Source organism: Burkholderiales bacterium (genome assembly GCA_013695435.1).
Lineage (GTDB): Bacteria > Pseudomonadota > Gammaproteobacteria > Burkholderiales > JACMKV01 > JACMKV01.
Map to the genome: position 1 here is coordinate 25,224 of JACDAM010000060.1, position 22,796 is coordinate 48,019.

Genomic DNA, 22,796 nt, shown 5'->3' on the forward strand with positions numbered 1-22,796 from the left:
CCGCAAGCGCAGCCCCAGCGCAAATACCTGGCGCACTTGGCCGCACGATTAATGGCCGAAGACGGAATCGACAATTTTGCGCAGGCCAAACGCAAGGCGGCGCGCCAAGCCGGCCTGTCCGAAACACGCGATTTACCCACCAACGCAGAAGTCGAGGATGCACTGCGTATCTATCGCGAACTCTATCAGGCCGAATCCCACGGCGCTCGTCTCATCTTGCTCAGACAGAAAGCGGTGCACGCCATGCGCCAGTTCACCCTGTTCAATCCCTTTCTGACCGGGCCGGTTCTGAGTGGCCGCGCCGGCAAATATTCGCCGATTTGTCTGCAGCTCTTCGCCGACAACCCGAAAAGCGTCGAAATTTTTCTGCTTGACCGCGGGCTCGCTTATCAAAGCACCGAAAGCCGTCTGCACGTCGGCGATGAACCGCGACTCGTGCCGGTCTTTGTACTCGACCTCGACGGCACTGAACTGCGCTTATCGATCCTGTCGATCGATGATCAGCGGCGGACGCTACGCGGTACGCCGAGCGGCGAACCCATGCAGCGCGCAGGGCTGGACGCCCTGCAGGCGCTGCTTGCTGAACACGGCGCCAGGAGCGCCGCCTAGCGATTGGCGTTTTTCAACCATTGCGCGGCCTCAATCGCGTAGTAGGTCAGAATCGCATCCGCGCCGGCGCGTTTGAACGACAAAAGCGTTTCGAGCACGGCGCTGCGCTCGTCGAGCCAGCCGTTTTGCGCCGCAGCTTTCAGCATCGCGTATTCGGCGCTGACCTGGTAAACAAAGGTCGGCGCCTTGAACGCGTCTTTCACGCGGCGAACGATGTCGAGATACGGCAGCCCCGGCTTGATCATGACGATATCGGCGCCTTCCTGCAGATCGAGCGCGACTTCGCGCAGTGCTTCATCGCCGTTGGCCGGGTCCATCTGGTACGTGTATTTATTGCCGCTGCCGAGGCTTTGCGCCGAACCGACAGCATCGCGGAACGGTGCATAGAAAGCCGACGCGTATTTCGCGGAATAAGCGAGGATGCGTGTGTGAATCGCGCCGCTTTTATCGAGCGCGGCGCGAATAGCCGCAACCCGACCGTCCATCATGTCCGACGGTGCGACGATATCGGCGCCAGCAGCGGCGTGCACTTGCGCTTGCCGCGCCAGCACTGCCAGCGTTTCGTCGTTCATCACATAGCCGGCAGCGTCGATCAAGCCGTCCTGGCCGTGGCTGGTATAGGGGTCGAGAGCGATGTCCGTAATCACGCCGAGTTCGGGAAAGCGCCGCTTCAAGGCTGCGACGATGCGCGGCACCAAACCCTCCGGGTTGAGCGCCTCGGCCGCATCCAGGCTTTTGAGCTCTTGATCGATAACGGGAAAAATCGCGATGGCGGGGATGCCGAGCCGCAGGCAGTGCTCCGCCTGCTGCAGTAAGGCAGTCAGCGGCTGACGGAGGCTGCCCGGCATCGATGCGATCGGTTCCGCTTGTCCGTCGCCATCGAGGGCGAACACCGGATAGATCAGGTCGCTTGCGGTCAAATGATGCTCGCGAACCAGCCGCCGCGAAAACCCGTCGCGACGCATGCGCCGCATTCTGCAAGCTGGGAAGGCTGAAGAATTGCTCATGGCTTTGAATTTCAACGTTTAAAAAATTTGAACTTATCGAAAATAAGGCCGTCTGAATAAACAGACGATGTTCATCATCGTCTCCCGCTTCTCCTCCCTGAGCGGGTGCCTTAATCTTTATTAAGGCGTTTTGCCCCCGGTTTACTCCCCTTTAACCGGGGGTTTTTGTTTTCATGATTGCAGGCGCCAACGTTGTTGCCGCCTGCAATTCTTTTATGCCCAGCCACTGCGCTGCCACCTGCTCGACAAGCTGTACACCAGTCTTGGCGAGGCTTGAGAAGAGCTGCGCAGTGCAATTTTGGTAAGTGCTTGCTAACGAGTGCTGCACGGAACTCAGCGTGTTGTGTGCCTGATTGCGGCTTAGCTTATCGGCCTTTGTCAGCAGCACGTGCACAGGCTTGCCGGTCGGCACGAACCAGGAGAGCATTTTCTGATCGAGGACTGTCATCGGATGGCGGGCGTCCATGATCAGCACCAAGCCATTAAGGCAGGCGCGTGTTTGCAGGTAAGTCCCGAGCAGATGTTCCCAGTGAGCGCGCATCCCGGCTGGCACTTTGGCATAGCCATACCCCGGTAAATCGACGAGATAACGATCTTCACCAAGGCTGAAGTAGTTGATATGCTGGGTCCGACCCGGCGTTTTGCTGACGAAGGCCAGCCGATTGTGATCGGCAAGCGTGTTGATGGCGCTCGATTTCCCGGCGTTAGACCGGCCCGCGAACGCGATTTCGACGCCGTCGTGGCGCGGCAGGCTCGCCAAATCATTGACCGTCGTAAAAAACGTGGCTTGTCTGAACACGGACATGCGAAAGTGGTCAATGCTGAGTGGCTTACTGGCGTGATGGTTGGGAATTGCTTAGAATAACGCGTTTCTTATTGATTATACGACCCTAAACTCGATGGCAATACCACAAATCGCGCGCCGCATTCCGAACATGGCATTCGCGAACATGGCATTCGTTTTCGCCTTCGCCGCCAGCGTGGTCCATGCGCAGAACGTTCCGGACGGTAAACCTGCGGAACCCGCTAAAGCGCCGCAGGCCGCAGCCCAGGTTTGCGCGACGTGCCATGGCGCCGATGGCAATAGCGTGACGCCGATCTATCCGAGTCTTGCCGGTCAGCATCGCGCTTATATCCTGAAACAACTGCAGGAATTCAAATCCGGCGAGCGCAAAAATCCGATCATGAGCCCAATTGCGGCTGCCCTGTCGCCGGAGGAAATAAAAAGCTGGGCGGATTTTTTCAGCAAGCAAGAGCCCAAACCGCAACCCGCCCATAATAAGGCACTGGTCGCGGCAGGCCAGAAGCTGTATCGCGGCGGCAATTCGGCAAGCGGCATCCCGGCCTGCGCCGCTTGTCATTCCCCGAACGGCGCTGGCATTCCTGCGCAATATCCGCGGCTTGCAGGGCAACACGGGCTCTATACCGCAGCGCAATTACGCGCATTCCGTTCGGAAGAACGCGCCAACGATGCGAACCGGGTGATGCGGACGATCGCCGCGAAAATGACCGAGCAGGAAATGAAAGCGGTGGCCGAATATAGCCAAGGTTTGCGCTGAACCTATCCTGAAGCTATCCTGATCTCGAATATCGATTCACGCCGGCGCGGGCACCGCGTGAAATCGGAGGTTTGTCCAGATCGCCGCTGATATGGACGTCCGACCCGTAATAGCCGATGTAACCGCGCCGTCCTTGACGCCGGCTTTTTTGAGCACGTCGCCGAGCGCACGCCGGTCCATTCCGGAAAGCCGATGCCGCCTGTCGTCCACTGGTTGCCCTTGTCTGGCGGGAAAAATTCGTTGTGGCCGTGACCTGCGCATTCCAGCGTGATGTGCTGCGTCACGGCTTTGAAATCCTTTTTCAGTCGGCGATGCTGAACTGCATAGCGTTTTTGGCCGACTCGCCGTCTATCTTCAGCAGCCACTGCGCCGGATCGAGACTGGCGCGATCGGGAACCAGCCCGTTATTGCGGATGAACAGAACTTCCAGCGGCGTGACGTCGGCATCGAGCAAGTACGCCCGGTTTTAGCGACAAATGGTTTGTCGCCGAGGACAATCAGAGCGGCGTTCTTGTCGTAGGCTTGAAGATCGGGCGCTTGCCCCAGCGCAACCGGAAGCAAACCCTCGGGGAAAAAACGGCCGAACGGAATATGCGCGCCGATGGCAGCACTCATCGCCAGCAGTGAGCTTCGCTACAGAAATTCCTGCGCACCAGGGAAGTAGTATTTGCGGTCGCGGCAGACGGCTGCGCCAAAACTGTATCGCGTAAATCGAGTTTCATTTCTTCCTCCAGATTTTACGCTCGGCCGATCGGTCGATTACGCGCCCTTGCTTTTGTTGCGGCAACACCGCGGCGAGGTGTCAAGCAGCAGCGGGTGCTGACAGCAGCCCAAGCGACGCGCCGATCCAGCCGAGCGCGGCGCAGGCGAATATCGTTGCGATCATGATGACGGCGTGCATTGCACTGCTCCGCTGGTCACGACTTTCATCACGGTCTGGAGTCCGATATAGAACACAGCGGTGCATCACGGCCAGCAAACAATCACCGACAGCAGCGGGTACCGCGCCAGCTGCAACAGCAGCACCGCGTCGGCGAGCCATGACATGTTCAACCCTTTGCGTTCGCGTGCGCGCGTATGAATCTGGCGACATCGTCCAGTACCGGCGCCCAATCGCGAAATGGCGAAGCGAGGGCGCCGACGATGCGCACGTGGCTGACATCGTCGTAAACGATATGCGTGACCTCGCCGCCCCGCTCACGCACGCGCGCCGCCAATCGGCTGCTGTTGCGCGGCCGTACCGTTTCGTCGGACGAGCCGTGCAATAGCAGCATTGGCGGCTCGTTACCTGATACGAAATTGATCGGCTGCGTTTTTTCCAACCCTTGCGGCGTGTTGAAAATAGCCTTCAGAGTGTTGCTCGACAACGGCAGGAAATCGTACGGGCCGGCGAGGCCGATAAATCCGTTCAAGGTTGCGGCATCGATACCTGCGTTTCGTAGAAAGCGGCCGTCGATCGCCAGCATCGCAGCGTTGTAGGCGCCGGACGAATGCCCCATCAGAAAAATCCGTTCCGGGTCGCCGCCATGGCTCGCAATATTGTCCTTGACCCATTTCACCGCGCGCGCCGAATCTTCGAGGAAAACGGGGAATCTAACTTCCGGATACAGGCGGTGATCGGGAACGACGGTTACGAAGCCGCGGGAAGTAAGCGCCTCAGCGACGAACAGGTACTCGCCGCGCGCACCGTGCTCCCAATTGCCGCCGTAGAAAAAAACCACTACCGGCGCGCCGGCCGGTTCACTGTCAGGCGTGTACACGTCTAGCTGATTGCGCGGCGCGTCGCCGTAATTTATATCGGCCGTTTTTTTGTAGCCGTCTTCGCTGATGACCAGATTCAGCAGCGCGATCGGCGAGCAGGCTGCGAGCGCGAGCAGCAACGGCAACAGCAGTAGCGTGCGGTATCTGCGGTAGAACTGCGTCATGACGATCGTATAGAGAATAGCTGGAAGTGATTCGGGCACAACAAGCGGGAAACTGCGCAGGCGGAGTTTACAGACGAGTCGCCGCAGGCGAAAAGCATCAGATCGAATCGCCACGGGCGAAGGGCATCTGACGACGAAATTGGCACAGGCGATGGGCATCCACTCAGACCAGAAAAATGCTCGCGAGGCCGAGGAATATGAAGAAGCCCATGCTGTCGGTCGTCGCCGTCAGCAAAACGCTGGATCCGATCGCCGGGTCGCGGCCCAGCTTATGCATGAGGAGCGGAATAAAAATGCCGACCAGCGCGGCCAGCAGCAGATTCAGAAGCATCGCCGCCGACATCACGATGCCCAGCGACGCGCTGCCGTAAATGAAAAACGCGAACAAGCCGACCACGCTGCCCCAGACCACGCCGTTCAGCACGCTAATCGTCAATTCCTTCGCTATGAGCATGCGCGCGTTGCCGGCGTTGATCTGGCCGAGCGCCAGGCCGCGGACGATCAGGGTCGTCGTCTGGATGCCCGAGTTGCCGCCGATGCCGGCGATTATCGGCATCAGCGCAGCCAGCGCGACCAGTTTTTCGATGGTGCCTTCAAAAACGCCGATGACGCGCGAAGCGATGAATGCCGTGACCAGGTTGATGGCAAGCCAAAGCCAGCGGTTTTTCGCGCTGTTCCAGACCGATGAAAACAAATCCTCTTCTTCAAGCAGACCGGCCTGGCCGAGCACTTCGTTGTCGCGCTCTTCCCGGATGAAATCGACGACGGCGTCAACCGTCAGGCGGCCGACGAGTTTTTTGTCCGGGCCGACCACTGGAGCCGTCACCAGGTCGTAGCGCTCGAAGGCTTGGGCCGCCTCGCTCGCGTCGTCATCCGGATCGAAGGTGACAACGTTGTCGTCCATGACGTCGGCCACCTCGACGTCCGGATCCTCCAGCAGCAGGCGCTTGATGGGCAGCACGCCGCGCAAGACGTTTTCGCGATCGACGACGAACAGCTTGTCGGTCTGATCGGGCAACTCGTTCAACTGGCGCAGGTAGCGCAGCACGACTTCGAGCGTGACCTCCGACCGCACCGCGACCATGTCGAAATCCATCAAGCTGCCGACCTTATCGTCGGGATACGACAGCGCCGATTGCAAGCGCGCGCGGTTCTGCGCATCGAGCGACAGCAGCAGATCGGTAATGACGTCGCGCGGCAGGTCGGGCGCCAGATCGGCGATTTCGTCGCTGTCCAGGGTTTCGGCCGCGGCCAGCAATTCGGCCGAATCCATGCTTGCGATCAGCGTTTCGCGAACGGCGTCGGAAGTTTCCAGCAGAATCTCGCCGTCGCGCTCGGCCTTGACCAGCTCCCAGACGACCAGACGCTGATTCAGCGGCAGCGCCTGCAGCACGTAGGCGACGTCCGCCGGGTGCATGCGGTCAAGCCGGTTCTGCAACGGCGCCACATTTTCGCGATGCGCCAGCGATGAGATCAGTTCCGGACGCGGTTTGTCGTTGCGGCGCTCCAGTTCCTCGACGAGTTCGAGCCGATGCAGCAGGCGCACGACCTGCTCGAGGCTTTCCTGCACGTTTTCGGCGCGCTTGACTTCGCGCGGTTTTTTGCGGATTTCTTCCATGGCGGTGAATTACGATGCTGCGCCGATCGATCGGCGCGCGCCCATCTCAGGGCAGTTGAGCTGTCTCCATGCGCTGCATGGATGACCGCGGTTTTGCGGGCCAGATGCCTGGAGCCGCGGTGATTATCGTAAAACCGGGGGTTGGCGCCATTGGCGAGCCGCGGCCTCTGCGCCGAATACACCATCGCCCCATTCGATCACATTCGGATAGATTTCAGAATCCGCCGTTTGCTCATAATCTTTTCCGGCATCAACGTGATTATGGCTTTCTGCGCTTTACGCCAAGGCGTGCGCTGACTCGACAGAAAAAGGTTTTTTCCGAGCTGATTGACTGATCGTCGAGCCGCCGGCACTGATGCGGCCGTGGCGGAGATTGGTATCGAGCGCGTGCTTGGGGCCTGTTCACGCCATTCCGGGATCAGTTCCGGCCGCGGGTTTCGTCGACGTGCGCGCCAATTCGCGCGCGGCCGCCGATCGCCGCGATGACGCTTTGCGTTTCAGGGCGCATGCCGCGCCAGATAAAGAACGATTCGGCAGCCTGTTCGACCAGCATGCCGAGCCCATCGGCAACGCGCGCGCCGTGGTGCTGGGCAAAGCCCAAAAATGGCGTCAGCCCCTTACCGTACATCAGATCGTAAGCGAGCGCAGCGGGCGCGAACACGCTGTCGATGAGCCCCAGATCAGCGCCGGCCAGGCTGCTCGAAGTGGCGTTGATGACAAGGTCGAAGCCTTCGGGGAGCGTTTGCAGAGGGTGGGCAGTCAATTCTGGGCGCTTCGGATCATTGCTTGCGCCACCGCAATCGGCTAACTCGACGCTGAATTCGCGGCAAAGCGTTTTTGCGGTTTCGAATGTGCGATTGGCGACCGCAATCCGGGCCGGGGCTGCTTCGATCAGCGGCGCCAATATGCCGCGCGCCGCGCCGCCAGCGCCCAGGATCAGCACCCGCCGACCGCCTATTTCAAAGCCGAGATTCGTCTGCAAATCGCGCAGCAAGCCGACGCCGTCGGTGTTATCGCCGGCGATGTCATCTCCATCAAAAACCAGTGTATTGACAGCGCCGGCCCTTTGCGCCCGTTCGCTGACGCTGGTCGCCAATTTGCAGGCTTCGCGCTTGAACGGCACGGTTATGTTCAAGCCTTTGCCTCCGCTGCTTTGAAATTGGCGAACGACTGCGACGAATTCGCCCGCCTCGGCGTGCAGCCTGGTATAGGCGATATCCTGCCCGGTCTGGCGCGCGAATTCGGCATGGATTGCCGGCGACAAGCTGTGCGTAACCGGATTGCCGACGACGGCATAGCGATCGGTCATGTGGAAACCCGTTGAAGAACCCGAACAGCGGAGGAGGCGCTATTCGCCTTGCAACTGGTCGGCGCGGGTGAACGTCCAGGTTCGCGTGATGACGATAATGTCGGTATCGCGCGAAATGTCGGCCGGGAAAGCGGCGAACGGCGTCGCCAGCTTGATCACGCGCAGCGCTGCTGAATCGAGCACTTTGTGGCCGGACGAGCGATTTATTTCGGCGTGTTCGACGCTGCCGTCGGCGCGTATCGAAACCGTCAATTGCAGACTGCCGTTGATCTTGTCGCGCCGCGCCTCGCCAGGATAGTTCAGGTTGCCGACGCGCTCGACCTTGGTGCGCCAGTCTTCGACATACCGCGCGAAGTGGAATTCCTTGGCGCGCGCACCAATAAACTTGCGCTTCGGGCGCTGCTGGTAATTGTCCCAATCCTTGTGGATCTGCGCTTCGAGGCGGGCGATTTCCATGCTTTTCTGGATCAGGTCGACCGCCCTCTTTGGCTCTTCGACCTTTTCCGGCTGCGCTTCGGGCTTTGGCTCTGGCTGCTCGACGATCGGTTTGGCCTTAACCTGCGTCATCAGCTTTTTTGCCTGCTTTTCAAGCTGTTCGACGCGCTTTGATTGCGCGTTCAAGGTTGGCTCTGGCTTCGGTTGTGGCGTCGGCTGCGCCGGCAAGGGGCTTTTGGCGCGCCGCTTGGCGTCGGTATTGCCGCCGCCGTCTAGATTGGTCTGCGCGAGTGTGTCGGCTTTCGGCGGCTTCACCGCAGATTTGCTATTGACCAGCACGACTTCGAGCGGCGGCGTGAAATTGTTTTCCCTCTTTTTGTCCGGCGCCTTGAAGTGCACGAGCAGGAACGCGCCGTGCAGAGCGATCGACAGCGCGAGCGCTATGGCCAGCATGCGGTCGGCGAACGTCGTTTGGCGCGACGTTTCGATGATGGCCGCTCCATCGGGAAAGCGATGAACCTTTCCAGCAGTACGACCGGTTACGCCGCGGGCGCCGCGATCAGTACGCGGACCAGACCTGGCTTCGGTCGCCAATAGTGCCTTTTTCATGCGGATTGGGGTCCAACTCGTCGGGGCGTCGAAAAACGGCACTCCAAGAACCCGCGCCGCAACTTTTGCCAAACCGCAAGCATAGTCCGCGCACAAACTTCGCACAATACTTTAAGTAATTGGGGATGGGATCCCGGACGTGGTTTTGCGTACGAAGCGGCAAGACACCGTCAGCTCGAACAGATCGATTTGCGAAACCTCGACTTCAACCTCTGTGCCGGGATTCAGGTCGGGCAGCGAGGGCGCGCGCACGTAAAGCGGTACGTGCGCAAGCTTGATCAGGTTTTCCCTGACGACGCTTGCAATGCTCGATTCAACGTTTTCCTGGAGCAGCCAGCGCAGGCACCAGTAGCGCTCCATGGTCTTCTGAAAGTCGCCATAAGCCGCATACGTCAGATCGAAATCGCGCATCGCGGTCAGCAATTCGTCGCTATGGTTGCTGTAGCTGACCGGCGTTTTCGCAATCCATGAAATCAACTGGCGTTGATTGATCAGATCGATATAACGGCGCAGCGGCGAACTCGCCCATACGTATTGGGCAACGCCGAGGCCCTGGTGCGGCTGCGGCTCGGTCGTCATTTTTACCTTGCCGTTGCCTTGTGCACGGTAAATCGCGGCGATGCCGTGTTCGGCAAGCTGCCGCCCCCATTCGGCGTTGGCGAAAATCATCATTTCGGCGACGACTTTGTCGACCGGCGAGCCGCGGCGACGCTCGACGATACTGATGCGGTCAGTCTCGACGTAAAAGCTGTAGTCGCTATTTTGCGGAACAGCGCTTTTGCCGCGATCCTGCTCAAGCCTGTTGGCGAGATGCCAAAGCACACGCAATGGCCCGGCGAACGGGTATTCGCGCTCGTCGTTTGCGATCGACGCTTCGTTGAACAACGCTTCCAGGCTGTCGTGGCGCAGATTGGCGGCGATGTTGACTTTTTCAAGGCGGCTCTCCGAGGTCAGGACGGAATAATCCGCCGCAACATTGAGATAAAGCGACAACACCGGCCGCACTTCGCCCGCAGTCAACGAAAACGGTTGCACCACGTGCTCCGGCAGCATGGTGATTTTGCGCCCGGGCATATAGACGGTCGACAAACGCTGGCGCGCAGCTGCGTCGATCGCCGAATCGGCGCTGAAGCCGAGCGCAGGCGCTGCGATATGGATACCGACACGCCAGCCGCCGGCCGGCAGCGCGGCAACGGAGAACGCGTCGTCGATTTCGGTCGTCGTCGTATCGTCGATGCTGAATGCGCCGACCTCGGCAAGCGGCAGATCGTCCGGCACCTGACTTTCCGGCGAATCTTTCGTCCTGAATTCCGAAAAATCCGGAAACGCGACGCCGTTCGGAAAAAACTCGAACAGAAAACGATCGAAGTGATAATCGTGCGCCGATGGCAATGCGCCGCATTTTTCGAGCAGGCGCGGCACCGTCATCTGGGTCGCCGCGCGCGCCGCCTCCAAGGCCTTATAGATCAGTGTGTTTTTGTCGGGCGCATAAAGAAGTTGCTGCAGATGCGGCCTGAATTCTTCGGGCAGCGTGAAGCTGGCCAATTGGGTGGCGAGCCGCTCCAGTTCGGCCGCCTGCAACTTTCTTTTCTCGATCGCCGCGAGTGCTGATTTCAGCGATTCCGGCGGCGCTGCCTTATAGTGGCCGCGGCCTTTCTTGTAGAAATGGACCGGCGAGGTATGCAGCCGGATCAGAACGCCGGCCGCTTCGACCGGGCGCGGCCTGGCGCCGAAGTATTCCAGGGCGAGATCCTCGAACGAGAATTCAGCCTGCGGCGAGCATTCCCACAAGAAATCCGTATCGATTTCTTCGGCGACGTTGTTGGCGAGCGGCATGAATTCCGGCAGCGAAGGCTGCTCGAAATGCAGCAGCACCGCATTCGACTTGATTTTGCTGCGCTTGCCGTGCGGCGCCTCTACTTGCAGGGATGAATTGTTGTCGGCGAGCACGGCGCCGACCTTGAAGCTGCCGTCTTCTTCGTAAAAAACATTCATGAATGGGAATGAGGCGCAACGCGCTGAGCCGAAAAACGAAGGCGGGAGAACGAAAAACCAGCGCGATTATACCGCAGCCGCCACACGCTCCTGTTTGCGCCGCGAAGCGCATTTCGGCTATTTTTGTTCGAGAAATTCGAGAATTGGCGCGATGTAATTCTCGAAACCCACAAAGCTGTGGTCGCCGCCGTCGATTACGACTTGCCTCGCGCCATAGTATTTTTTCATCGCGGCTCGGTAGTCGAGCACCTCGTCACCGGTCTGGGTCAGGAGCAGATAGCGCTCGGGTTTCTTCAACTTCGCGACGTCGAACTGGCGTAATTGCTCGACGAGTTGCATGGTCAGCGTATATTGCACGCCGCTGTGGAAGTTTTTCTGCGCGCCGACAAAATCGCGCAGCAGGTCAAAAGGATTTACGGCCGGATTCACCAGCGCTGCTTTCAGATCGTATTTTTCGGCCAGCCAGGTCGCGTAATAGCCGCCCATCGAACTTCCGACCAGGCCAATCCGCTCGCCGCCGTGTTGTTCGATCTCCTGCTTGGCTACGTTTATAGCCGACGTCGGCGAAACGGGCAGGGCCGGGCAGACGAACTCATCGCCGCGGCCCAGCCGCCGCAGGTGCTCGGCGAAAACACGCGCCTTGAAAGACGAGGGCGAACTGTTGAAGCCGTGCAGATATAGGAGCAAGCGCCGAACTGCGGGATCAAGCGCCGATCTGGGAAATCGCGGCCGGGCAATCAAGCCACAAATCAAGCACGCCTTGCGCTGGGAGCGGCCGCGCTTTGCAGCGCCGTCAACAGTTTTTCGTGAATACCGCCGAAACCGCCGTTACTCATGATGAGCACATGGTCGCCGGCGCGCGCGGCCGCAACGATGGCGACGACGAGTTCCGCCAAATCGCCGTGCAAACGCAGTTTGCTGCCAAGCGGCGCCAGCGCACCCTGCACGTCCCAGCCGAGATTGGCTGTGTAGCAGAATACCTGGTCAGCAGCGCCGAGACTGCCGCCGAGATCGTCGCGCCAGACCCCCATTTTCATCGTGTTCGAGCGCGGCTCCAGAACGGCGAGCACGCGCGCGGCGCCGACCTTTTTCCGCAATCCGGCCAGCGTATGGCGAATGGCGGTCGGGTGATGGGCGAAGTCGTCGTAGACGGTGACGCCGTCGATTACGCCGCGCACCTCCATCCGGCGCTTCACGTTTTGAAACTCGCCGAGCGCAGCAATTCCGGTCGCGACCGGGACACCGGCGTGGCGGGCAGCGGCCAGCGCGGCGAGCGCATTCATGCGATTGTGCTCGCCCAGCAAAGGCCACGCGAGGACGCCCTCGCCTTTGCCTGCAAACGAAATCGCGACGTTTTCGTCTTCTCCCGCTTCAGCCTGCCAACCCTCCTCGACCCCGAGCGCTTCGATCGGTGTCCAGCAACCCTTAGCCAGCACGCGCTTCAAGCTGTCCTCCCTGCCGTTGACGACAACCAGTCCGTCACTCGGAACGATACGTACGAAATGATGGAATTGCTGCTCGATCGCAGCAAGATCGGCGAAGATGTCCGCATGATCGAACTCCAAATTGTTTAGGACCGCAGTTCTGGCAAGGTAGTGAACGAATTTCGATCGCTTGTCGAAAAAGGCGGTGTCGTATTCATCGGCTTCCATGACGAAGAAATCCGGGATTTGACGCGGGCTTGGGAGGCCGTGCGCCCCCAGCCGCGCCGATACCCCGAAGTTCTGCGGGACGCCGCCGATCAGGAATCCCGGTTGCAATCCGGCATATTCGAGGATCCAGGCCAGCATCGATGATGTTGTCGTCTTGCCGTGGGTGCCGGCGACTGCGAGCACCCATTTACCGCGCAACACATTCTCGGCCAGCCATTGCGGTCCGGAAATGAACGGCAGTCCGCGATTCAGGATTTCCTCCATCAGCGGATTGCCGCGCGTGACGACATTGCCGATAACAAAAACGTCGGGCTTGACATCGATCTGAGCCGGGTCGAACCCTTCGATCAGCTCTATACCCTGTGCTCGCAACTGCGTACTCATTGGTGGATAGACGTTGGCGTCGCAACCCGTGACCCTGTGCCCGCTTTGCTGCGCGAGCACCGCAACTCCGCCCATGAACGAGCCGCAAATGCCGAGAATGTGGATATGCATGAAATGTTGTCATTCCTGCGAAGGCAGGAATTTAGTTAAAGGTTGTTGTCATTCCTGCGCAAGCAGGAGCCGGTACGTATTTGGCGCGCTAATCGATTTCGATCGCCCCGTTAACTGACACGGTGACTTCACTCGTGCCGGCCTGGACGTCGGGCGCGGCAACGTCCATGCTTTTGGCTTCGGCGCGCGCCAGAAAAGGACGAATCGGTTGCCGGCCGCCGCTATTGACGCTCAGGCGCTGTATCTTGTAAGCGCGCCCATCCAGCGCCTGCTTTGCAATATCGGCCCGTTCACGAAACCTTGCGATCGCTTCCGTCATCAACTCGTTCTCGGCTTTGCGCCGCGCCTCGTCCGATACCGAAAAGCCCATCTCGGCCAACTGCATGCTCGATTGCAGTTTGCCGATCAACTTCGAGCCGGCCTCGAAATTTTTCGTTTCCAGCCGCAACTCCGAGCGCATGCGCCAACCCTGCAACTGGTTATTCTTGCCGTACACCGGATAAGTCTGGGTGTAGCCGCTTTTAACCGTAACGTCCTGAAAATCTTTTGCCGTCTGCAAAGCCTGATTGACGACCTTGTTCACGCCGTCCGCCACCTGCGCCGGCTCGAAACCGTTCTGCTCGACAAACAGCGTCGCCGTCATCGTGTCGTTCCGCACTTCGCGCTGGGCTTCGGACTGGAGTTCGACGACGTTGTAGCGCAGCGGGAGTTCATGGGCTTGAACGAGGGCTGGGCTGACCGCGAGCAATATTGCTAGAACAACATTATTGAAACGTCTCATATCGGGATTTTTTATGAGATTGAGAATAAACGCCAGACCACCACTGCGAAGCAGGGTTAATTTCCTATTCAAATCAGCAGCTTGAAGCTTAACTAACTGCGGTCTTGGGGATGGCACATATGATGCGGGAGAGGGTTTATCCCTTCAGGGACCCAGCGCGCGATCTGGTTCAGGCTTTTTTACAAGCAGCAGGAGATTAACATGAACAAACTTATCCTTATGGTTATTGCCCGGCAGCATGCCGTTTTTTCACACATCAAGCTTCGCCCGAGCGGATGACGACAAGCGTAAACCCGACACGACCGTCACACTCCAAAACCCGATCCAAGTCACGATCAACTCCAGTTTCATCAGCCCGCGGGCCGAACGCTTTGGCGAAATCTCTTTGGGCCAAGATGTTTTTATCGCGGGTAATACCGTCTTGCGCGCCGACCCCGGTACAAAGATTTGCATCGGGTCGAAAACGAATATGCAAGACAACATTCTGTTCCTGGCGCTGCGCAACCTGCCCGCGCCTGCCACCCGCTGCGGCGAAGTGTCGAGCCGCGTCAAAGACGAGGTCAGCATCGCGCACCAGGCTGTGATCCGGGATTCGAGCCTCGGCAATTTCACCTTTATCGGCTTCGCGCGCGTCTGGACAACGTGGTGCTGGGCGACGGCGCGTTCGTACTGCACGGCGCGCAGTTATCCAATGTACGTATCGGCAAGAATCGCCTCGTGCCGATCGGCGCCGTCATTACGACCCAGGCAGCGGCCGATGCCTTACCGCTGAAATCCGATGCCAAATCCGAATTCCAGCGTGAAGTGCTCGAAGTGAACGAAGAATTCGCCGAGCACTACAGCGAGCTGTTCGGGGAACAGGGTTTACGATGCCGTAGTGGGTGTTAGCCCCGCGCCGAGAACCTCGTTCAATCCCGATGAGGTCAAACCGACTTTGGGCGAAAACGCGCGGATCGAACCGTTCGCGCGCCTCGTCAGGGATGTACGAGTTGGCGCCAATAGCACCATAGGCCGACGCACATCGATACGCGCCGACGAAGGAACGCCGATCGTAATCGGTGAAAATGCCGAGATCGAGGATCGCGTCACGTTTCATGCGCTAAAAGGCACCAGCATCACAGTCGGCAAAAATGGAGCACCGAGGACAACATCGTTTTCCACGGCCCGCTCGAAGTCGGCGACGGCTTGACGATCGACGATGATGCGGTGCTGTTCCGGTCCAAGGTCGGCGATAACGTCACCATATTGACCGGCGCGCTGGTCGTGGGCGTCACGCTGCGCGACGGCGTCGTCGTTCCGGAAAATGCGGTTATTACGAAGCAGGAGCAGGCGGATAAGCTGCCGGTCGGACCCGATCCGGAACCGAGGTAGGGTCGTGATAGCACGTTGTAGCTCGGCAAAAGCAAGGACTCTTTACTTGGCGCGCGAGTTGAATCGTTGATGAAGGCGCAAGCGTAATCAGAAAACTCTTGCTTAGCGGTTCATGAGCGATCTAGCTTTCATATGCCAGCACCGGCGCCAGCCAACGCTCGACGACCGCCAACTCCATGCCCTTGCGCTTCGCATAATCCTCGACTTGATCTCGGTTGATCTTGCCGGTCGCGAAATACGCCGAATCGGGATGTGAAAAATAGAATCCCGAGACGGCCGCAGCCGGCAGCATCGCGAAACTTTCGGTCAGCGTCATGTCTGCGGTTTTTGTCGCATCCAGCAACTCGAACAGCGCCGCTTTTTCCGTGTGATCCGGGCATGCGGGATAACCGGGCGCTGGACGGATGCCGCGATAGTTTTCGGCGATCATCGCTTCGTAATCGACCTCCTCGTCTTTGGCATAGCCCCAGAACTCGCGTCGCACGCGCCAGTGCATGTGTTCAGCGAAGGCTTCGGCGAGGCGATCGGCGAGCGCTTTCAGCAGAATCGCGTTGTAGTCGTCGTGGTTTTTCTCGAAGGCGGCAACGCGTTCGTCGATGCCCAGTCCTGACGTCACTGCAAAAGCGCCGACGTAATCCTTGACGCCGGATTCCTTCGGCGCGATCAAATCGCCCAGGCATTGATTCGGCCGGCCCGGCGGCTTGACCATTTGCTGGCGCAGGTTGTGGAAAGTCATCGCGACTTGGCTGCGCGATTCATCGGTGTAGATTTCGATATCGTCGCCGCCATTCACGCTGTTCGCGGGGAACAGGCCGATCACGGCGTTTGCGGTCAACCATTCTTCGTCGACGATGCGCTTCAGCATCGCTTGCGCGTCGGCGAATAACGCGCTCGCCGCCGGCCCGACGACCTCATCGCTCAGAATTTTCGGATAGTGACCGCGCAGTTCCCACGTCTGGAAAAATGGCGTCCAATCGATGAACGGCACGAGATCGGCGAGCGGATAACCGCGAAAGACCTTGCGCCCGATGAACGTCGGCGCTGGCGGGGCGTACATCGCCCAATCGGTTTTCAGGCCGTGCTTGCGCGCCTCGGCGATCGTGTGATGCGGACCCTGGCCTTTTTTTCCTTTGTGCTGGGCGCGAATCTTTTCGTAATCGGTTTTGATCGACTGGATGTAATCGTGCTTCAAGTCGTCGCTGAGTAAATTGCTGCACACGCCGACCGCGCGCGACGCATCCGGCACCCAGATCGTTGGGCCTTTATAGCCGGGCTCGATCTTGACCACCGTGTGCACGCGCGACGTCGTCGCGCCGCCGATCAAAAGCGGTATCGTAAAACCTTCGCGCTGCATTTCCTTTGCCACATGACTCATTTCTTCGAGCGATGGCGTGATCAGGCCCGACAAGCCGATGATGTCGGCGTTTTCGTCGCGCGCGGTTTGCAGAATTTTCGCGCTCGGCACCATGACACCGAGATTGACGACCTCGTAGTTATTACATTGCAGCACCACGGTTACGATGTTCTTGCCGATGTCGTGGACATCGCCTTTCACCGTCGCGATCACGATCTTGCCTTTCGGCTTCTGCGCGCCCGATTTGTCCTTCTCGGCCTCGATGAACGGGACCAGATGGGCTACCGCCTGCTTCATCACACGCGCCGATTTCACCACTTGCGGCAGAAACATTTTGCCGGCGCCGAACAGATCGCCGACGACGTTCATCCCGTCCATCAGCGGACCTTCGATGACGTGGATCGGCCGTTCGGCTTGCTGCCGCGCTTCCTCCGTGTCTTCGATAATAAAATCGGTGATCCCTTTCACCAGCGCGTGCGTCAGCCGCTCGTTGACCGATGTGTTGCGCCATGCCAGATCCTCGACCGCCGCTTTACCTTTACCCTTGACCGTCTCGGCGAATTCAACCATGCGCTCGGCGGCATCCGGGCGCCGATTCAGAATGATGTCCTCGGCGCGTTCGAGCAGGTCTTTCGGTATCTCGGCGTAAACACCGAGCTGGCCTGCGTTGACGATTCCCATCGTCATACCGGCCTGGATCGCGTGATACAGAAACGCGGTGTGAATCGCTTCGCGCACGGGATCGTTGCCGCGGAACGAGAACGAGACGTTCGACACGCCGCCGCTGATTTTTGCATACGGCAACTTTTTGCGGATCGCACGCGTCGCCTCGATGTAATCGACGCCGTAATTGTTGTGCTCTTCGATCCCGGTCGCGATCGCGAAGATGTTGGGATCGAAGATGATGTCCTCGGGCGGGAAGCCGACTTCATCGACGAGGATGCGGTAGCTATTCGTGCAGATTTCGATTTTGCGGGCAAGGGTATCGGCCTGGCCTTTTTCGTCGAACGCCATGACGACAACGGCCGCGCCGTAGCGCCGCGCAAGCCGTGCATGCTTGACGAACTCCTCCTTGCCCTCTTTCATACTGATCGAATTGACAACCGGCTTACCCTGGACGCACTTCAGCCCGGCTTCGATCACCGACCATTTCGATGAATCGATCATCATCGGCACGCGGCTGATGTCGGGCTCGGATGCGATCAGGTTCAGAAACGTCACCATGGCTTTCTGCGAATCGAGCATCGCTTCGTCCATGTTGACGTCGATCACCTGCGCGCCGTTCTCGACCTGCTGGCGCGCAACCGCCAGCGCCTCGGCATAGTTGTCGTTCAGGATCAGGCGCGCGAACGCTTTCGAACCGGTCACGTTGGTGCGCTCGCCGACATTGACGAACAGGCTGTCCTCGCCAATGTTCAGCGGCTCGAGGCCAGACAACCGCAGCTTTTTTTCGATTTCGGGAAGCGGGCGCGGCGCGATATCCTTGACGACTTCGGCGATCGCCTTGATATGCGCGGGCGTCGTGCCGCAGCAGCCGCCGACGATGTTGAGGAAACCGCTTTCGGCGAATTCGCGGATCAGCCCGGCCATGTACTCGGGCGTCTCGTCGTATTCACCGAATTCGTTCGGCAAGCCGGCGTTCGGGTGGGCGCTGACGGGGACGTCGGCAATCGTCGCCAGCTCCTCGACATATGGCCGCAACTGCTTGGCGCCGAGCGCGCAATTGAGGCCGATCGCCAGCGGCCGCGCATGCGACACCGAATTCCAGAATGCCTCGGTCGTCTGACCGGATAGCGTGCGCCCCGAGGCATCGGTGATCGTGCCCGAAATCATGATCGGCAGCCGCGCGTCATTCGCATCGAAATACTGATCGATGGCGAACAGCGCGGCTTTGCAATTCAGTGTATCGAACACGGTTTCGACCAGCACAATGTCGGCGCCGCCGTCGACCAGGCCGCGCAGCGCTTCGGTGTAGGTTTCGACCAGAGCATCGAAACTCGTGTTGCGAAATCCCGGGTCGTTGACGTCGGGCGAAATCGAGGCGGTGCGGTTGGTCGGCCCCAAAACTCCGGCGACGAAACGCGGTTTGTCCGGATTGCGCCGCGTGTATCCGTCGGCGACTTCGCGCGCGATTCTGGCGCCGTCGCGATTCAGCTCAAAAACCAGATCCTCCATCCTGTAATCGGCCATCGCAATCGCGGTCGAATTGAAGGTGTTGGTTTCGAGGATATCGGCGCCGGCATCGAGATACGCGGCGTGAATCGCGCGGACGATCTTCGGCTGGGTCAGCGTCAAGAGATCGTTGTTGCCTTTGAGGTCGTGGGCGAAATCGGCAAAGCGCGCACCGCGATAATCGGCCTCCGACAGCTTGTAGGTCTGAATCATGGTACCCATCGCGCCGTCGATGATCAGGATGCGGCGTTCGAGCAGCGAGCGCAGCTCGGCAGTACGGTTTGTTGTTGTCATGGGAAACTTGCGGCTTGCGGTTTAGCAAAGCCGCCTATGGTAGCAAATCGATCACGCCGAGGTGAGTCGGGCCGTAATGGACGTTGGATCGAGGCTATCTGCGCGCGGACGAGAGCAGGTGAAGCGCCGCCACTGCGCCGCCTCAGTCATCAGACACAAACGATCGCGCTATACGTGCACGACCTTCACGAACTCCGCCTGCCGCAACACCTGGCGCACGCGGCCCATCACTTCATTGACCGTAATCCGGTCGAGACAATCCCAGTAAGGACACTTCTCGTAGATGCATTTTTCGCAGGTGGGCACTTGTGGCCTCAGCACAACGCCGTGCCCGAGCGGCTGCCAGCGGATCGGAAGCGCGTTGCGCCGCGGATCGAACAAGCTGACGAACGGGCAACCCAGAGCCGCCGCCAGATGCGCAGGGCCGGTTGCGCCCGCCACCAGCGCGTCGCTCTCAGCGATTATCGCCATCAAGCCGCGCAAATCGATCTGCCCCATGAGATTGAGCACGCCGACGCGCGGGATTTGATCGTGCGCTATGTCGGCGAAGAAACGCTGGCGCTCGTCGGCGCTTCCGGTCAGAACCACGCCATAGCCGGCATGCACCAGTTCCGCCACCAATCCGCAATAGTGACTGCTGCGCCAGCGCCGCGTCGAGAATCCGCCCGGATGCACGACGACGCGCGGCCTCGGAAGCGCTTCGAGTCGCGTACGCGCTACCTGCCTTTCGTTTTCGGTCGCAGTCAAAGCTGGCCGTGTTCCGGGGCCGGGTGTCAGGCCGAGCCCTTTCAGCAACCCAAGGTTGTATTCGCTTTCGTGCCTGGAGAAATCATGCCGATGCTCGTAGACGCGGCGATTCATGAACACGCTATACCAGCGGTAGCCGGTCGCGACGCGAATCGGCACACGCGCAGCCCACGCGGCAATCATCCATTGCTTGAACGGTTTGAGAAAAATCGCGGCATCGAATCCGCGCAACATGGCTACGCGTTCGCCGAACCGCTCGGCTCCGCTTGCACTAAGCACTGCGTCGAGATCGGGATGCTGCTGCAAAGCCGGCGCGGCGTAGGCGCTGGAGAGGAAAGTGATATGCGCATCGGGCATCTGGCTGCGCAAAGCCGACGCGACCGGCAGACACAGTATTTCGTCGCCGATGCCGTCGGGCCTGACCAGTACGATTTTCATCCTTCCTCGCTGATGCATCGGCGTCATGGCCGGACGCTCCGCCGTTTTCGATTCTGTGGCCCCGCAGGGCTCATTTCTGCTGCCCGATGTAATGACAATGGGCCCTCGAAGGCGTCAGCGATCGAAGCGCCGGTATTGGATCGCTTCGGCGATATGCGCGCCAGCGACCGATTCGGTTGCTGCGAGGTCAGCAATCGTGCGCGCCATTTTCAGGACGCGGTGGTAAGCGCGCGCCGATAAGCCGAGCCGGCTGATCGCCTGCTTGAGCAGGTTTTCACCGGGCGCGTCGGGCGCGCAATGCTTGTCGATCTCGCGTGTCGTGAGCCAGGCATTGGCCTTACCCTGCCGCGCCAACTGCCGCTGATAAGCGCCCTCGACGCGCCCTCGCACGACGCGGCTGGCTTCGCCGCCATCGCGCTTTGCCAGATCTTCCTGCGGCACTGCCGGCACTTCGATCTGCAGGTCGATGCGATCGAGCAGCGGCCCGGAAATTCTGGCGCGATAGCGAACGACCTGGTCGGGCGTGCAGCGGCATTTGCCGGTGTAGTGGCCGAGATAGCCGCATGGACACGGGTTCATCGCGGCAATCAACTGGAATTGCGCGGGAAAATCGGCTTGGCGGGCGGCGCGCGACACCGTGATTTTGCCGGATTCGAGCGGCTCGCGCAGCACTTCGAGCACCCTTCGATCGAATTCGGGCAGCTCATCGAGGAACAGCACGCCATGCAGCGCGAGCGAAATTTCGCCGGGCCGCGGATTGCTGCCGCCGCCAACCAGCGCGACGGCCGACGCCGTATGATGCGGCGCGCGGTAGGGGCGCTTTTTCCAGTTGCCGACATCGAAGCGGCCGCTGCCGAGCGACTGCATCGCCGCCGATGCCAGCGCCTGCTGTTGCGTCATGGCAGGCAGAATCCCGGGAAAACGCGCGGCGAGCATGCTTTTGCCGGTGCCGGGCGGCCCGACCATGAGCACGCTATGGCCCCCGGCCGCGGCGATTTCAAGCGCGCGTTTGGCGTGCGCCTGGCCCTTGACATCGAGAAGGTCCGGATAGGTTGACGCGATGGCTCGCGGCCGTTGCACGCATCGGCCGAGTTGTTCGCCGCCGGACAGGTGGGCGCAGACGGCGAGCAGCGAGGTCGCCGGGTAGACTTCGGCATCGTCGACCAGCGCCGCTTCGGCGGCGTTTTCAGCCGGCAACACGAACCCGCGTTTATCCTGATTCGCTCCCAATGCCATCGGCAGCGCGCCGCGCACCGCGCGCAGTTCGCCCGTCAAGGCGAGTTCTCCGGCGAATTCGTACGCCTTGAGCCTTTCGGCTGGGACCTGCCCGGAAGCGGCAAGGATGCCGATCGCAATCGGCAGATCGAAACGGCCCGATTCCTTGGGCAGATCGGCCGGCGCCAGATTGACCGTGATGCGCCGCATCGGGAATTCGAAACGCGCATTCAGCAGCGCCGCGCGCACGCGATCCTTGCTTTCCTTGACCTCGGCTTCGGGCAAGCCAACGATGGTAAAACTGGGCAGGCCGTTGGCGAGATGAACTTCCACCGTGACCAGCGGCGCATCCATGCCGTCGAGCGCGCGGCTATAAAGGACCGCGAGCGACACTCATGCCTCGGTGCGGCCTTCCGCTTGTTGGCAGGGAGTCACAACGCAGGATGAATTGACCCTTCATCCCAAGGCGCGACCGATCGCACGCGAGCCAAAGCTTTGGCATTCGATGGGACAAGCATCTCAGCTTCGCTTGGGATGAATGAGTGCAAAAAAAGACGACTGACGGCTTTCGCTCACAGTGTTTGTGACGCCGCTAAACTTCGATGACCGGCGGCCGTGGCGGAGGAGGTTCGGACGGATTCGCTGGCTGCCGCCCTTCGACTGTCGCGAGCTTCGTCTCAAGCTCGATCAGCTTCTCGCGCGTGTGTTTCAGCAACTCGGTTTGCACGTCGAATTCTTCGCGCGTGACCAGATCCATTTTGGTAAAAACGCCGGCCATCATCGCGCGCATGTTCTTTTCTATGTCCTTGGCCGGGCTTTGCGCCATGACTTCGCTGATCTTCTTGTTGAGGTCTTCCCACAGATTCTGTTTGAACATCGCGCTCTCCTTTTGTTGAGGTCCGGCAACGGCGCCGGATGCCAGGGCCTGTGAACAGGCCCTTATTCGACCACCGCAGTTTAGCAAAATGCCGCGATCCTGAGCCTGCCGCTTCCGCGCGGACACGGCGTCCGAAACACGCCGAGGCGCACCCCCGTCTGCGGGGAAGCAACGCCAAGGCCAATTCGCAGTCGGGCCGCGATTGGGCGCGCAAGCACTTTTTTGGTGCACGGACTTGGCAGGCCGCCCCACTGCAGTGCGTCGTGATCCGCGTGCTTTCGGTGGATATTTCCAAACCATTGTTCTCGCGGCTATTTTTTCTGGGCATACGATG

Annotated in this window: 18 protein-coding genes and 2 pseudogenes; 3 read left to right on the forward strand and 17 right to left on the reverse strand. The window is 59.8% G+C overall.

From position 1 onward, the window contains the following. The first annotated feature begins 36 nt into the window (after window positions 1–36). Window positions 37–609 (forward strand): hypothetical protein, encoded by a 573-nt coding sequence (locus tag H0V78_03640; protein ID MBA2350899.1) that lies wholly within the window; start codon window positions 37–39, stop codon window positions 607–609. Here H0V78_03640 and hemB read toward each other — a convergent pair. Continuing rightward, the gene (gene hemB / locus H0V78_03645) at window positions 606–1,616 is read right to left on the reverse strand and encodes a porphobilinogen synthase (GenBank protein ID MBA2350900.1); all 1,011 of its coding nucleotides are present in this window, start codon (window positions 1,614–1,616) and stop codon (window positions 606–608) included. The genes H0V78_03640 and hemB overlap by 4 nt on opposite strands. Window positions 1,617–1,767: 151 nt before the next feature. Then, the gene (locus H0V78_03650; protein MBA2350901.1) at window positions 1,768–2,421 is read right to left on the reverse strand and encodes a YihA family ribosome biogenesis GTP-binding protein; all 654 of its coding nucleotides are present in this window, start codon (window positions 2,419–2,421) and stop codon (window positions 1,768–1,770) included. 130 nt (window positions 2,422–2,551) lie between these two features. Here H0V78_03650 and H0V78_03655 point away from each other — a divergent pair, with 130 nt between their 5' ends. Further along, a complete protein-coding gene (locus tag H0V78_03655) occupies window positions 2,552–3,175 on the forward strand; it encodes a cytochrome c4 (protein ID MBA2350902.1) in 624 nt (207 codons plus the stop codon). A 2-nt stretch (window positions 3,176–3,177) separates the two neighbouring features. On the opposite strand, the gene H0V78_03660 is transcribed toward H0V78_03655, so the two are convergent. From H0V78_03660 to H0V78_03710, 11 genes and pseudogenes are all read right to left on the reverse strand, one after another. Further along, window positions 3,178–3,540 carry a molybdopterin-dependent oxidoreductase gene (locus tag H0V78_03660; protein ID MBA2350903.1) on the reverse strand — a complete coding sequence of 121 codons (363 nt, stop codon included), beginning with the start codon at window positions 3,538–3,540 and terminating at the stop codon, window positions 3,178–3,180. Continuing rightward, a complete protein-coding gene (locus H0V78_03665; protein MBA2350904.1) occupies window positions 3,477–3,629 on the reverse strand; it encodes a hypothetical protein in 153 nt (50 codons plus the stop codon). The genes H0V78_03660 and H0V78_03665 overlap by 64 nt, the downstream gene beginning before the upstream one ends. A 595-nt stretch (window positions 3,630–4,224) precedes the next feature. Then, complete coding sequence (locus tag H0V78_03670; GenBank protein ID MBA2350905.1) at window positions 4,225–5,100, reverse strand: alpha/beta hydrolase; 876 nt, start codon at window positions 5,098–5,100, stop codon at window positions 4,225–4,227. A gap of 163 nt (window positions 5,101–5,263) precedes the next feature. Continuing rightward, on the reverse strand, window positions 5,264–6,718 hold the full coding sequence (mgtE, locus tag H0V78_03675) for a magnesium transporter (protein MBA2350906.1): 1,455 nt from the start codon (window positions 6,716–6,718) through the stop codon (window positions 5,264–5,266). 123 nt (window positions 6,719–6,841) lie between these two features. Beyond that, a pseudogene (locus tag H0V78_03680) lies at window positions 6,842–7,023 on the reverse strand (transglycosylase domain-containing protein). Window positions 7,024–7,136: 113 nt separating this feature from the next. Beyond that, window positions 7,137–8,027 (reverse strand): shikimate dehydrogenase, encoded by an 891-nt coding sequence (gene aroE / locus H0V78_03685; GenBank protein MBA2350907.1) that lies wholly within the window; start codon window positions 8,025–8,027, stop codon window positions 7,137–7,139. Between the two features lie 39 nt (window positions 8,028–8,066). After that, on the reverse strand, window positions 8,067–8,915 hold the full coding sequence (locus tag H0V78_03690; GenBank protein MBA2350908.1) for an energy transducer TonB: 849 nt from the start codon (window positions 8,913–8,915) through the stop codon (window positions 8,067–8,069). 267 nt (window positions 8,916–9,182) lie between these two features. Next, a complete protein-coding gene (locus H0V78_03695) occupies window positions 9,183–11,066 on the reverse strand; it encodes an RNB domain-containing ribonuclease (protein MBA2350909.1) in 1,884 nt (627 codons plus the stop codon). A 117-nt stretch (window positions 11,067–11,183) separates the two neighbouring features. Then, a complete protein-coding gene (locus H0V78_03700) occupies window positions 11,184–11,753 on the reverse strand; it encodes an alpha/beta fold hydrolase (GenBank protein MBA2350910.1) in 570 nt (189 codons plus the stop codon). Between the two features lie 62 nt (window positions 11,754–11,815). Beyond that, window positions 11,816–13,213 carry a UDP-N-acetylmuramate:L-alanyl-gamma-D-glutamyl-meso-diaminopimelate ligase gene (gene mpl / locus H0V78_03705; GenBank protein MBA2350911.1) on the reverse strand — a complete coding sequence of 466 codons (1,398 nt, stop codon included), beginning with the start codon at window positions 13,211–13,213 and terminating at the stop codon, window positions 11,816–11,818. Window positions 13,214–13,301: 88 nt separating this feature from the next. Then, entirely contained in the window at window positions 13,302–13,994 is a 693-nt protein-coding gene (locus H0V78_03710; GenBank protein ID MBA2350912.1) for an SIMPL domain-containing protein, read from the reverse strand. A gap of 238 nt (window positions 13,995–14,232) precedes the next feature. On the opposite strand from H0V78_03710, the pseudogene H0V78_03715 reads away from it, so the two are divergent. Then, window positions 14,233–15,365, forward strand: a pseudogene (locus H0V78_03715) (carbonate dehydratase). Window positions 15,366–15,486: 121 nt separating this feature from the next. Here H0V78_03715 and metH read toward each other — a convergent pair. From metH to H0V78_03735, 4 genes are all read right to left on the reverse strand, one after another. Continuing rightward, window positions 15,487–19,185 carry a methionine synthase gene (gene metH, locus H0V78_03720; protein MBA2350913.1) on the reverse strand — a complete coding sequence of 1,233 codons (3,699 nt, stop codon included), beginning with the start codon at window positions 19,183–19,185 and terminating at the stop codon, window positions 15,487–15,489. Between the two features lie 168 nt (window positions 19,186–19,353). After that, window positions 19,354–20,370, reverse strand: coding sequence for a glycosyltransferase family 9 protein (locus H0V78_03725; protein MBA2350914.1), 1,017 nt, complete (start codon window positions 20,368–20,370; stop codon window positions 19,354–19,356). A gap of 114 nt (window positions 20,371–20,484) precedes the next feature. Then, window positions 20,485–21,978, reverse strand: a complete 1,494-nt coding sequence (locus H0V78_03730; GenBank protein MBA2350915.1) for a YifB family Mg chelatase-like AAA ATPase — start codon at window positions 21,976–21,978, stop codon at window positions 20,485–20,487. Between the two features lie 199 nt (window positions 21,979–22,177). Continuing rightward, window positions 22,178–22,462 carry an accessory factor UbiK family protein gene (locus H0V78_03735; GenBank protein ID MBA2350916.1) on the reverse strand — a complete coding sequence of 95 codons (285 nt, stop codon included), beginning with the start codon at window positions 22,460–22,462 and terminating at the stop codon, window positions 22,178–22,180. Window positions 22,463–22,796: the final 334 nt, after the last annotated feature.

Excerpts from the sequence above, each read along its gene's own strand:
- hemB (MBA2350900.1), bottom strand. The coding sequence starts at position 1,616 with ATGAGCAATTCTTCAGCCTTCCCAGCTTGCAGAATGCGGCGCATGCGT.
- H0V78_03650 (MBA2350901.1), bottom strand. The coding sequence starts at position 2,421 with ATGTCCGTGTTCAGACAAGCCACGTTTTTTACGACGGTCAATGATTTG.
- H0V78_03655 (MBA2350902.1), top strand. The coding sequence starts at position 2,552 with ATGGCATTCGCGAACATGGCATTCGTTTTCGCCTTCGCCGCCAGCGTG.
- H0V78_03670 (MBA2350905.1), bottom strand. The coding sequence starts at position 5,100 with ATGACGCAGTTCTACCGCAGATACCGCACGCTACTGCTGTTGCCGTTG.
- mgtE (MBA2350906.1), bottom strand. The coding sequence starts at position 6,718 with ATGGAAGAAATCCGCAAAAAACCGCGCGAAGTCAAGCGCGCCGAAAAC.
- aroE (MBA2350907.1), bottom strand. The coding sequence starts at position 8,027 with ATGACCGATCGCTATGCCGTCGTCGGCAATCCGGTTACGCACAGCTTG.
- H0V78_03690 (MBA2350908.1), bottom strand. The coding sequence starts at position 8,915 with ATGCTGGCCATAGCGCTCGCGCTGTCGATCGCTCTGCACGGCGCGTTC.
- H0V78_03695 (MBA2350909.1), bottom strand. The coding sequence starts at position 11,066 with ATGAATGTTTTTTACGAAGAAGACGGCAGCTTCAAGGTCGGCGCCGTG.
- mpl (MBA2350911.1), bottom strand. The coding sequence starts at position 13,213 with ATGCATATCCACATTCTCGGCATTTGCGGCTCGTTCATGGGCGGAGTT.
- H0V78_03710 (MBA2350912.1), bottom strand. The coding sequence starts at position 13,994 with ATGAGACGTTTCAATAATGTTGTTCTAGCAATATTGCTCGCGGTCAGC.
- metH (MBA2350913.1), bottom strand. The coding sequence starts at position 19,185 with ATGACAACAACAAACCGTACTGCCGAGCTGCGCTCGCTGCTCGAACGC.
- H0V78_03725 (MBA2350914.1), bottom strand. The coding sequence starts at position 20,370 with ATGAAAATCGTACTGGTCAGGCCCGACGGCATCGGCGACGAAATACTG.
- H0V78_03735 (MBA2350916.1), bottom strand. The coding sequence starts at position 22,462 with ATGTTCAAACAGAATCTGTGGGAAGACCTCAACAAGAAGATCAGCGAA.